Below are 12,794 nucleotides of genomic sequence, written 5' to 3'. Positions count from 1 at the left end.
AGCTTACTCTGTCTCCCCGATCTCGCGGCAGGGATGGGGACTCTAATCTGAATTAGACGACAATTTTAGCGATCGTGCGATCGGCTTGAATCAAACGATTATCCACTGGCATAGTCAAATCCAACATCAAAACCTGGCGTGTTTAGATCGTCCATATTCAGAGCCGTCTGCTCTAATGCTCGATTAATGTCCGCAGGACTTAAGTGGGGATTTGCAATGCTATCCTATCAACCCATTTCGATTAGCTGTTGTCGTCAAAATGTTCTCAACTTGAGCCGGAGTTAAAGTCGGATTGGCATTCAAAACTAAAGCCGCTACACCCGCTACTTGTGGCGTTGCCATAGATGTGCCAGTTAGGGTGTCATAGGTGCTATAGGGAGTTGTAGAATAGATGTCTACTCCCGGAGCAACTAGGTAATCCAAAGGTGTGGAACCCGCACGGTTCGAGGTGTCAGCCATCCTGCCGTTTACATCTATGCTGCCCACTGCAATTCCCAAGCGATCGGCCTTACGAGCTGGATAACCTGGTTGGTCAACACCCGAGTTTCCGGCTGCCATAACCACAACAGAGCCTTTATTATTTGCATACTCAATTGCGTCATTCACCTGAGTGGAAAGGTAAGAACCACTGAGGTTAATTACATTTGCTCCCTTATCAGCAGCATAGCGAATTCCAGCAGCAACATTATTCGGCGAGCCGGGACTAGAGGCGGGCCATACTCTCACAGGCATAATCTTTGCATTGTACGCAACTCCTGTGATGCCAAAATCATTTCGCTCTGCCGCGATCGAACCTGCTACGTGAGTGCCGTGACCATAGAAATTCTTACCTATAGGGTTATTATCGATCTGATCTCTTGGGTCGTTGTCGCTAGACACAAAATCCCAACCCCGAATATCATCAATAAATCCGTTGCGATCGTCATCGATACCATTTCCAGCAATTTCATCATTATTCTGCCAAATATTGCCATCCAAATCGGGATGGGTGTAGTCAACACCAGTATCCACGACAGCTACAACAATGCCATTTCCTGTAATGTTTTGATTCCAAACTTCCGGCGCATTTATCACATCTAGCGCCCAGTTATTCCCACCCATATCTGGAAGAGCGGGGAAAAGACTTGAAAGATTTAAGGTGTGGGAAACTGCTGCATTTGCATTCACTAAACCGTAGCCGTAGTTAGTATTGTAAACACCATTAGGTGTGGTAATATCTGGCACTACAGGAATAGAGGTTGCAGAAAAATTCACGTTGTAATTAGTAGAGTTGTTGTTGAAGAAGCTAGAGACTTGAACATAGTATGTTCCTGGAACCAGATTGGGTACATTAATCACGTCCGGGATGGTGCCAATCTCAATAGAGCTGGCAATAGTTTCACCACTATCCACACCACCGTTGCGGTTTCTATCGTGAATTAACCTGACATTAGCATCCCTGCTTAAACCATCCAGACGCAGGTTAAAATTGCTCTTAGTGTTGATATCGAAGCGGTAGAAATCGTCGCGATCGCCTGTGCCGACAAAATCAGTTAAGTTGATGCTACCATTTTCAACACCAACAATATTACGAGCTGTCGAAAGAGAGTTACCTGGATCGGCGAAATTCAACTGAGAAGCAGATATCGTTCCTGTTAGCGGATCTGCGTTTGCGATCGCCGATTGTGACTGCGGTTTGAGTTGAGAATCGGCGACATCGCCAGTAACTCGATCGCTCGCAGAGAAACTGAGGCCCTGGGCTGCATTAGCTACAATAAAATCTGCGCTCTGTGTCTGTTGGTCGATGCTGGATGCTGTGATATTAGTCAAGCTAGATTCAGCACTATAACCAGGAATATTCAATGGCTCGATCGCTCCGTTGAGCAAGTCGCTGTTAGCCGGAAATATTGATGTGGCGAGATCGTTTGGATATTGATTTAAATAAAGGCGATCGTTAGGATTGGTTTTGATGTCTAACATAATTTAAAAACCCCGATATGTCGATTCATTCTTTAGTTAAATCTTAAGCAGTCCCAATGGAAAAATCATTCGTTCTACCCACAGACTTGATGAAGTACGGGGTGCAAAATAGATTGCGGGAAAGTGCAAAGTATGTGAATATGTAAAGTAGATGGTTCACTTCCATCAGTTTTGAGATTGAGACGCGAGCGCGAACAAAGATTAATTCCACAGTCCGCCAGAGAATTAATTCCCTGTCTCATAGCACCAGTCCTCTAAAAGAGGACTGAAGAATATAATTCATTAGTCCTCTTTCAGATATAAATGAATTCAACTATCAAATAGAAATATGGCTCTTCCTGAAAGCGAGCTAACAGTTCCGGTATGCGATCGTGCTTGCCCAATTTGCACAATACTCGCGCTTCCCGCTCGAACAACTTGGTTGTTTCGATCGAGTGACTTTTCAAACGTTTGACTGCACATAAAGGGCGATCGGGCACATCTTCATCTCCCGCAAGATAAGTATCGCTAAACTCGGTACTTACCAACTGTTCGGTAATTCGGTAACGCATTCGCAGTTTTCTGTCCAGCATCGGATCGGGCGGTAGGGGGGGTTGACTTTTTTGTACAGATTCCGACTGCACGCTTTGCTGCGCCACTCTCATCGCGGACTCCCACAAATTTTTGTTGCGGACTCTTTCATCCGGGTCGATAATTCCTGCATCTTTCAATACCTCTGTCAGCAATTTCCACAAATGATAAGCAACGTATCGCGCTAAGTAGCATATTTGATAGTTCCGCGCGATCGCATAGTTATTCTTGATTTCTTGGTATGTCAAACCATCTAACACTCCTTGAATAATTGCTCGCTGTAAGCGGTTCAATGGTTCGCCTCTCTTTTCCTGTACCAGGTTATCTAGAATGTTTGTAGCTGATTCTGCATTCATAAAGTTACGCAGTAAGTTGACAGTTGACAGTTGACCTGTGGTAGGGGCGGTGCCAAGAGAGCCCGCCCTCTTAGTTGATAGTTGACTGTTGACAGTTGATATAGCAATCCTAAATGAGTCGTAAATTTTTTACCCCGATCGACAAAGTAACAAATTCGGATGTATTGTCGCCAATTAATCGTCGAGATTCTGACGGATCGGGTTGTAAAGCCCTAAAAAAATCCTCTTAACACTTGACTTAAATCTTAAGCAACCCAGATGGGAAAATCATTCGTTCTACCCACAGACTTGATGAAGTACCGGGTGCAAAATAGATTGCGGGAAAGTGCAATGTATGTGAATATGTAGAGTAGATGGTTCACTCCCATCAGTTTTGAGATTGAGACGCACAGATAACTCGGCGGTTGAAACCGCGTCTACACAAACAAAGTCTGCCTGCGCGGACTAAAGAATAAAGATCGTTTCCGATTGCATCGGAATTATTAGTATCCGAAAAGGATACGGCAGTGCCGTTTCCCTACAATGTTATTTTGGGTAGGGAAACCGCACTGCCGTCTGCTCTATCATTCCGGTACAACCGGAATTGATATAATTTAGGATAAAATTTAGGATAAAAACATGGAGCCAATTCGCTATTAATAAAAACTTACTCGGCCTCCCCAATTAACGTGAACGCTGCCCAATTTCGCGGCTGGGGATGAGTTTTCATCGTGGTTAACATTGCCTGCCGAAGTGCCTGTGCTTTGTCGGGATTATTTTGCAAGTTTTGATAAAACGATTGCATTAATTCCGATGTCGGCGCATCGGGAACCGCCCATAAAGAAACAATCACGCTCGGCACTCCTGCCGAAATCAAAGCGCGTGACAAGCCAATCACACCATCCCCGGTAATTCGGCCTTCTCCAGTGTTACAGGCACTCAAAACGACTAAATTTGCTTGCAGTTTCATGTCGAAAATCTCTTCTGCGGTCAATAAGCCGTCATCGCTACCAGAAGGAGCCAGGGCGATCGCACTTGCCAATCCGCGCACATTATCCAGCAATCCATGGGTTGCTAAGTGAATAATCGATGCCTGGGGCATTTTTTGGACGATCGCAGCTTTTGTCCCTTGTGCGCCTGTGATGGCTTGGGTATTGAGCAGAGGGGCGATCGCTCTAGCTTCAGCTTCGGCTCCCGGTAGAGGAGACAATTGCTGTTTGGGCTCTCCCAGAGAGAGAGACACGCTTGGCATCGTGGGATTGCCCAAGACTAGAGCCCTGCCGTTGTTGGCTGGCTTCTGTGCTAACTTCTGCCGTTGCTGTCGAGTCAAATCCAATACTTGAATCGAAGGGGCGGTGAGAATCGTGTGTTTTTCGATTAAGTAAGTGCCGCCTTCATCTTGCAGGGCGGGAAAAGGCACCTGGAAAAGCGCTCCTTGAGGAATGAAAATGACGCGGGCATTGGGGTCTTTGGGTAGGAGGCTGGCAATGGGCTCGATCAACAGTTGATGTAGTGTCGGTAAGTCGGGTTGGGGTTGGGTGGAGCCAAGACTGCTGCGACTGCGGACGGCGAGGAATTCTTGATTGCCCAGGATCAAGCTGGCTAGGGAGGCGTTGTGCTTCTGCCAGAGGGGTTTGAGATCGACTTGACGGAAGGTAATTTCGCCCGTAGGTTGAATCACCCAGATGTAGAGTGCGGATTCACGTCCTACTTGCTTGCCCTGAATCTGGAACTCGTCGGAGATGATGGAATACTGCACCAAAGTGGCGTTCTGTGCTTTGGCGATTTCGCGGATTTGATCCCGATCGGGAGCAGTGGCGATAACCGGATTGGTAGAACCTGACGATAAGCGCTGTGTCAGGAGATCGACAAAGGCACGAGCACGTCCCCGTTCGGCAATTTCTAAGGCGGCGATCGGGTTATTCTGAGCCACCCGGACTTGTTGTAGAAGGCGATAGGTGCCAGCTTGTCCTTCAAAGATAGAGACTTTATTCGCGTCGTTGGAGCCGAGCATTTGACGCATTGATTCCCAAACTTGAATCCCATTGAGGAGTATTTTCTCGGCTTCTGTTGAGTTGCCAGCTTTCAAGAATGCCACTCCAAGGTTGTTGAGCGCCACACCCTCACTTTGGCGGTTATTAATTTCGCGGGCGATTGCTAAATTTTGCTGCAAATACTCAATGGCTTTGGCATAGTTTCCCAGATTGAAGTAAGCGACTCCCAAATTGCTCAGTGCCCCATTCTCTATCGGGCGGTTTTTAAATTCGCGGGCGATGACTAAACTGAGCTGTGCATACTCAATTGCTTTGGTCGAGTCGCCCAGAGAGTTGTAAGTGATTCCCAAACTGCTCAGTGACGCAGCCTCCTCAGAGCGGTTTTTAAATTCGCGGGCGATTGCTAAATTTTGCTGCAAATACTCAATTGCTTTGGTCGAGTTGCCCAGAGAGTTGTAAGTGAGTCCCAAAATGCTTAGTGCCAAACCCTCCTGTTGGCGGTCTTTAATTTCGCGGGCGATGGCTAAAGTTTGCTGTGCATACTCAATGGCTTTAGCATAGTTGCCCAGAGAGAGGTAAGCGCTTCCCAAAAAGCTTAATGCCAGACCCTCCACTCCGCGGTCTTTAATTTCGCGGGCGATGGCTAACTGTTGCTGTGCATACTCAATGGCTTGGGTCAAGTCGCCCAGAGAGCGGTAAGTGTCTCCCAAAAGGCCTAGTGCCACAGCCTCCCGTTGGCGGTCCTTTATTTCACGGGCGATGGCTAAACTGAGCTGTGAATACTCAATGGCTTTGGTATAGTCGCCCAGAGAGCGGTAAGCGACTCCCAATGTGCCTAGTGCCAAAGCCTCCCATTGGCGGTTTTTAATTTCACGGGCGATAGCTAACCACTGCTGTGAATACTCAATGGTTTTGGTATAGTCGCCCAGAAAGCCGTAAACGGCTCCCAAATTGCCCAGTGCCCCACCCTCCTGTTGGCGGTCTTTAATTTCGCGGGCGATTGCTAACTGTTGCTGTGCATACTCAATGGCTTGGGCAAAGTCGCCCAGAGAGCGGTAAGTGTCTCCCAAAACGCTTAGTGCCAAACCCTCCTGTTGGCGGTCTTTAATTTCGCGGGCGATGGCTAACTGTTGCTGTGTATACTCAATGGCTTTAGCCGAGTTGCCCAGAGAGTGGTAAGAACTTCCCAAAAGGCCTAGTGCTGCACCCTCCCCTTGACGGTCTTGAATTTCGCGGGCGATCGCTAACTGTTGCTGTGAATACTCAATGGCTTTAGCCCAGTTGCCCAGAGATCTGTAACTGGCTCCCAAAAGGCCTAGTGCCCTACCTTCCGATCGGCGGTCTCTAATTTCGCGGGCGATTGCTAAATGTTGCTGTGTATACTCAATGGCTTTAGCATCGTTGCCCAGAGAGCTGTAGCTGGCTCCCAAAAGAACTAGTGCGCTACCTTCCGATCGGCGGTCTTGAATTTCGCGGGCTATGGCTAACTGTTGCTGTAAATACTCAATTGCTTTAGCATCGTTGCCCACAGAGCCGTAAATGGCTCCCAAAAGGCCTAGTGCCAAACCCTCCTGTTGGCGGTCTTGAATTTCGCGGGCTATGGCTAACTGTTGCTGTGAATACTCAATGGCTTTGGCCGAGTTGCCCAGCTTGAGGTAAGCACCTCCCAAAAAGCCTAGTGCCAAACCCTGCCGTTGGCGGTTTTTGAGAGCGCGATAAATTTGCAGTGCCTGTTGCCAGGAATTCAGGGCTGCTGGAAATTGATCGGTCTGATACTGTTGCATCCCCTGCTGCATTAGCCGATCGCCCTCTGCTTGACGAGCATCGGTAGTTTGAGCAGCAGCCGGGAGTGGTGAGTGCACGGGAATATAAAAAGCAACAGACAAAAGGCAAAAAGCGAGGGGAAAGAGAAAGCGCGATCGCACTTTACAATTGCTGGATTTAAGCAGTTTTAGCGAGTCAGGCTTCATGGGATTTTACGGTTTGGGTTGGGGAGGTTGTCGCTGTTGTTCGATCGCCCTAATCTGCCGCAATCGATCGCTCCAATCTTTCAAAGGTTCGGCTTCCGAACTAGCGAGAGAATCCAGCAGTTCCAGGACAGCCGCTTGGTTTTGAGAAGTCTCAGAGGCTTTGCGCGCTTCGGCGATCGCGTCATACCACAGCCCCGCCCCCGCATACAGGTCGATCCGCTGCTGGGGAGTTTGGGCGGCTGCAAGTTGAGACTGCAACGACGCCGCAGGCTGGACTACTTGGATTTCTCCCGTCGCCACCACATTCCTCGAAGGAACCATCGGATCGCACACCAACACCACTTGCCACTGATAGGATTGCCCGATCGACAGTTGGGGCAGATTTGAGGGCAAAGCAACCGACATGATTCCTGGCTGACTCTGCATCTCGGTTCTGTAGAGCAGTTGTCCCGTGCGAGTAAACAGCCTCAATTGCAGCGGACGAGGAGTGCGATCGGGTACAAACCAGGTGAAGGTCGGATGCCCAGAAATCGTCTCTCCCACATGGCTAAACGGCACCAAGACAGTCAATCTCGCCGATGAATTAGCTTCGCAACTGCCGCCGCGAGTGGTATTCGTCCCGGTGTCTTTCGGTTTAGAAGGGTTTTCAGGAGGAGTATATTTTGCCAGCGCTACAGGAGCGATCCAGAACGAAACACTCAGCATTAAACTCGCAATGCCCGCATAGTCAACGGTTCGACGCTTCAACTCGTGAGTCATCATCTGAATCCTCATCTGTAACTATCTTCTAGAGTAATCACGAATACAAAAACACAATAGAGCACTGTCCGCAAGCTTCGTTTGCGGGAAGGTGCAAAGATATTGGTATCAGCTTAAGGGCAAACCCTCAGTCCGGCAGTCCGGCAGGGGTTTAAACCCCTGCCTCAAAGCGAAAGTCGTCTTCAGACGACTAATGAGTTCTTCAGTCCTGTTTGAGAGGACTTTCGCTCTGAGACAGGGAATTCATTCCCTGGCGGACTGCCGGGTGGGCGGGAGGACTGGGTGGACTGACAGCTTAAGTTGACACGCTTTGGGCATTGCCGTATCCAGAGTTGCCGTGTTGTCGATCGTTATATCTGAGTTCTTAAACCATTCTCAAGAACGGGCAAGATGCCCGTTCCACAAAGAGTGAATTTCTTGTGGAACGGGCAGGATGCCCGTTCATAAACGCCTTATTGAAAATGGTGCAATATCTCATCTCAATTAGCTCCGATTTGACAAGGGTGAACCCAACCAATTACCAGAACCACCGCCGTTTTGCTGGCCAGGTTAACTCGCACACTGTCCCCTTCGGTTGATTCGGGTAGCGCCGAAATGCTCCGCCTAACTGTTTGGCTAAGTTCTTTGCAAGCTGGGTTCCTAATCCTGAAGGTTGAAGTTTAGGGTTTGGATCTTCGGTTATTTCCTTGTCTCGATCGATTGCAGCCAAGCTAAGCGTTTCTGACTGAGACTGTTTCTCCCTACCATTATCCGCCACTCGAATCACCTGCAGATCGCCTTCTTGAGTGCAAATTACGGTCAAGCGAGTAGCTTCGATCGCGTGTTTGCCGACATTGCAGAGCGCTTCTTCGAGAAAGCGGCAGAGTGCTCGTTTGTGTTCCAACCGCAGATGCGAGGTGTTCAAGGGATCGAACTGCACAATTTTGAATTTGATGGTTTTGAGGTAGGGCAATTCTTGTTCGAGCGTGTTGGAATAGACCTTGTAGAGCAATTCATGCAATGGAGCCTGCAGGGCCAATTCGATCGCACTTCCCATGCGGAGATGCGGTTCCTCCGCGATCGCGTCTCGTTGCACAGAGCCGTAAACTGCCCGCAATTCTTGATTCAAGCGTTGCAACTCCGGTAGAAATAACGGCGGTGTGGCTTGTTCTTGAGCAGTTCTCAAAATCCCAACCAATGTTTGTAACGGGCCGCTATGAATTGCATTAAAGGTCTGCTCGATCGCAAATTGACGTTCCTCCAACCGCAGTCGGAGTTCCTGTTCGTGGCGATAAAATAAGGCTGCCATCAAGCCAGCCCCATTCAACACCAGCACGAGCAACACAGGTACGATCGGCACCCACCATCCCAAAAGAATCAGCCAGTAACAGAGCGCGATCGAGCTGACACTGGCGACTAAGAGCCCCAACAAAATTTTCCAGGGCGATCGCAAAAACCGCCCCAGACTTATCCCCAAAAGTCCCCATGCCACAATCCAGAGATATTCCCATGCGTCTCCCCAAACCCGAAGCAACGATCGGCGATCGATCACCGCACTAACGATCTGGCTAGTGGCGTGCGCCTGGATTTCGACTCCGTAAATCCGTCCCGGATTGATGCCAACGATCGCACCTGAACTTGCCAAATCCTTCGCGCTAAAAGACATCATCCCAATCAGCACAATCTTGCCTCGAATCCAATCCGGGTTGACCTGTCCCGATTTGATTTGCGAGAGAGAAAGCACGCGAAACGGCATTGTCCCGCTGCGAACATTGAGTAAAATCTGGTTGCCGCCAGCATCCGCCCCCACATATCCGCCAGAGTTTGACTGCACTCTGGTCAATTCAATGCTGTCAAAGCGCATCGCGTCTGGATCGCGAATTCCATTGCCCAACTTAATTCCTCGGGCTGCTAAATAGCGTTCCGCCAGCCGGATCGCCAACGAAAAACGGTATTCCTGCTGGGGGTTGTGAGCGCCCAACAAACTGCGGCGCTGGTAGCCATCCGCATCGAGAACGGCATCTGCAAAGCCAACCTGTTCCGGTGGCAGCGCGGGCGGAGGTGCCACGGTAAAGCCACTGCGATCGGGCAGGGCAATCTCCACTCCGATCGTATTCTTGCTGCTGCGAAACACCGATGTTAGTTCAGCATTACCCGGCTCAACCGGAATATCGCGTACAATATCCAGCCCGATCGCGATCGGTTGATACGTCTGCAAAGATTTGACAAGTTCAGCAATTTCACGATCGGGAATCGGATAAGTTCTGGCGCGTTGAATATCTTCCTCGGTGATACTTACGATTACAGTCCTTTCATCCATTGGCTCAGGGGGACGCAGCAGCAGAAATCGATCGAACGTCACCAACTCCAAAAACTGAAGCGCACCGGTCAATCGAGCCATCATCACAGCGCCAATCACCATCACCCCTGGAAGCGATCCTCGTCCCCAAGTCGTGACCCCCGCTTTCACTGCTTGCCATCGATCGGGCTTCATAATAATGTCCGATTGAATAGTTATCATACTTTTGTACGACTGTTTGGCCGATGCCCGATGCCCGATGCCCGATGCCCGTACAGGATTTATAAGTAATTAACCCGACTTGATATCACTAATCAATCAATCCTTGTTCCCTAGCTCGCACTTCCGTTTGAATCCGCAGATTCTTATCATTATGAGCATACACCTCTAGCACATCTCGAATCTTAGTCCAGTAACACTGCACAGTGCGTTCAGAAACATTCATCCGTTTGGCGATCGCAGTATCCTGCAAGCTCTCGTGAAAAGCAAATTGCAACACTTGCATCCAGGCGGGTTTGAGTTGCAGCCCATTGCGGATCTCTCTGGGTGTATAAATCCGCTCGTGCAGCGCCCAATCAACCATTGCTAGCAAGTCTTTCGTCGGCTGGCTCTTATCGACAACTGTGAAGCCGCCCATGTGATTGTCGATCGACGGTTTCAGCCAAACTAAAGTCCGAACATGGGCACTCTGCACAACAATATTCAGATTCGGATACTGCTCCATCAACGTTTTGAGGAGTTGAAGCCCTGAATTCGCTTGAGCTGTTTCGCCGGTCGTCTCTGGCATCACCAAATCCACAATCACCAAATCCGGGGTCGTCTGCGCTATTTGCTCAAGCGCTGCCTGAGCCGTCGGAGCCGTCAGAATGTCTGCCTCTGGATATTCTTGCTTCAGAATGTTAAGCGTGCCACCTAACACCATCGCATGGTCATCCACGACTAAAAATGTTCGTTTCTCTGGTTGAGGTAAAGTCTGGGGCATAATTGATTCGTTACCACACAACATCGTCAGTTTAGGTAATCCGTCAACCCATTTTAGATTGGGAATTTACGATTTTCGATTTGTGACCTAGTTGAAACTAGGGGCTTTAAACCGCTGAAATTCTCATTCAAAATCCCAAATCTAAAATCGTCTCGGTCATCTTCTTACAATAGAGGAATTACCGGGCTCCCGTCCTGCATCTGTCCGCCAACTGGCGTTGGGGATGTCCGCAACGAGAATTGCGCTAAAGCGCAGTTCTATTATAATCTAGGTGTCCAAGCAAGAAGAAGGATAATTTTATGACAGCAGAAGGTTCGTATCAAGCCAGCACGTACAATCTGGAACTTGACGCAGAAATCCAGCGGTTAAAAGGTCAAGTTCTCCTCAGTTGGGAAAAGGAGGCGCGCAATTTAACTTGGTTCGGTTTAGCCGACGGGATGAAGGTTTTGGAAGCGGGTAGCGGGCCGGGATTTTTCACTGAAAAACTGTTAGAATTGCTGCCAAACAGTTCGGTAACAGCGGTAGAAATCGACCCGGTACTGCACGAAAAAGCAGTAGCATATTTGCAGGACAAAGGGGGCGATCGAGTAGATCGCATTCAAGCATCGGTGGCGGATACTGGTTTGGAGGATAACACGTTTGACTTTGCGATCGCCCGTTTGCTGTTCGTTCACCTTCCCGAGCCCGTCGCAGCAGCTAGAGAAATATTCCGCATCTTGAAACCGGGCGGCAAACTGGTGATTATTGATAGCGATGCCGATCTGTTTTGGCTGACAAATCCACCTTGGTCAGTCGAGATTGTCAGGGAGAAATTCAAGCAGGTAATGGCATCGCGGGGCGGCAATTTATGCGTCGGGCGAAATCTGTGCCGCATTCTCAAAGAAGCTGGGTTTGGTAGCGTTGATTTAGAAGCCGTTGTCAGCCACAGCGATTTAATTGGAATTGAAGCGTTTGAACCTTTGCTGGACTCCGGGCCCATTTTGCAAATGGTCAAACAAGGGTTGATTTCCGAGTCGGAAATAGAAAGCTATCTGGTTTCGCGGGATGAGTTTGTAGCTGCGGGCGATCGATCGATGATGAGTTTTTGGTTGATGGCTTGCGGTGAAAAAAATGAATAAAATTAAGACAATTTTTTTACCACACATTGATGTTCGGTCGCAGCAAAACCTCTAGCACTATCGCTAAATTGCGAGCTAACAAAGCCAACTTATCTAACAGTAAAATACGAAAAAGTTCAGAATGAATTCTCCCCTCAGAATTAGGTTAAAGCTGCACCTATAGCTCTAGAATCGTATCATATCAAATCCGGTAGCATCGTCGGGCGTCAAATCTAGTCAACAGTCAGGAATCACGAATTGTGCAACCGGATTTGATCTAATTCGTCCGCGTTAATCTGTGTTTATCTGCCCTCATCGGCGGTTAAAAAAAGATTATTTTTTAACCGCAGAGGACAATGGATTGACGCTGATTCACGCAGAGGTCGAGAAGAGAAATAGGAATAATTCCGATTCTAAAAGATTTCATATAAAAGCTATAAGTTTTCATATTTTTGAGCTTAGTAACTTTACACCTACCAGTCTAACAAATCCTTGGAGCCGATCGCGCAAAGGTTGTTTGTGAGAGCCAATGGTGGTCGGCGTCGGCTCAACTGTGTCCTTATGCTTGATCGTACATCTGGTTGTATCGGTAATTCAATGTGAAATGAACTAAATGCTGGGATTGGCGATTGTACATCCGCAACTAAGCTTCAAACCACTCTAAAAAAATAACTTATCTAAGGTGAATTCCGCATATAATCCTTATTAACAGCAGCATTTTCTATCTGATTACGAAATACATCAAGCATTGCCATAATTTCTGTGTGTAACTCTATAGCAATTCCATTTGAGATGTAAATATGGATTTCTCTGGTAAAATAGGAAAGTTTGATAATAAATGAAAGGGAAG

General features: G+C 48.3%; 7 protein-coding genes. 1 reads left to right on the top strand and 6 read right to left on the bottom strand.

Going from position 1 to position 12,794, the window contains the following annotated elements:
• Positions 1 to 219 precede the first annotated feature (219 nt).
• The 6 genes from QUA62_RS22145 to QUA62_RS22120 all read right to left on the bottom strand — a co-directional run bounded on the left by QUA62_RS22145 (position 220) and on the right by QUA62_RS22120 (position 10,847).
• A complete protein-coding gene (locus QUA62_RS22145; RefSeq protein WP_333406730.1) occupies positions 220 to 1,959 on the bottom strand; it encodes a S8 family serine peptidase in 1,740 nt (579 codons plus the stop codon).
• Positions 1,960 to 2,252: 293 nt separating this feature from the next.
• Positions 2,253 to 2,885, bottom strand: coding sequence for a hypothetical protein (locus QUA62_RS22140; RefSeq protein ID WP_333406728.1), 633 nt, complete (start codon positions 2,883 to 2,885; stop codon positions 2,253 to 2,255).
• 646 nt (positions 2,886 to 3,531) lie between these two features.
• Positions 3,532 to 6,828 carry a tetratricopeptide repeat protein gene (locus tag QUA62_RS22135; protein ID WP_333406726.1) on the bottom strand — a complete coding sequence of 1,099 codons (3,297 nt, stop codon included), beginning with the start codon at positions 6,826 to 6,828 and terminating at the stop codon, positions 3,532 to 3,534.
• A 6-nt stretch (positions 6,829 to 6,834) separates the two neighbouring features.
• Positions 6,835 to 7,590, bottom strand: a complete 756-nt coding sequence (locus QUA62_RS22130) for a DUF928 domain-containing protein (protein WP_333406724.1) — start codon at positions 7,588 to 7,590, stop codon at positions 6,835 to 6,837.
• Positions 7,591 to 8,104: 514 nt separating this feature from the next.
• Positions 8,105 to 10,087: a CHASE2 domain-containing protein gene (locus QUA62_RS22125; RefSeq protein ID WP_333406722.1), complete on the bottom strand. Its 1,983-nt coding sequence runs from the start codon at positions 10,085 to 10,087 to the stop codon at positions 8,105 to 8,107.
• 88 nt (positions 10,088 to 10,175) lie between these two features.
• The gene (locus QUA62_RS22120; RefSeq protein ID WP_333406720.1) at positions 10,176 to 10,847 is read right to left on the bottom strand and encodes a response regulator transcription factor; all 672 of its coding nucleotides are present in this window, start codon (positions 10,845 to 10,847) and stop codon (positions 10,176 to 10,178) included.
• A gap of 299 nt (positions 10,848 to 11,146) precedes the next feature.
• Here QUA62_RS22120 and QUA62_RS22115 point away from each other — a divergent pair, with 299 nt between their 5' ends.
• Positions 11,147 to 11,965, top strand: a complete 819-nt coding sequence (locus QUA62_RS22115; RefSeq protein ID WP_333406718.1) for a class I SAM-dependent methyltransferase — start codon at positions 11,147 to 11,149, stop codon at positions 11,963 to 11,965.
• The last annotated feature ends 829 nt before the right edge of the window (positions 11,966 to 12,794 follow it).

Source organism: Microcoleus sp. MON1_C1, from assembly GCF_036701945.1.
Classification (GTDB): domain Bacteria; phylum Cyanobacteriota; class Cyanobacteriia; order Cyanobacteriales; family Microcoleaceae; genus Microcoleus.
Note: the sequence above shows the minus strand (reverse complement) of the source record. Positions and strands in the feature narration are given on the sequence as shown.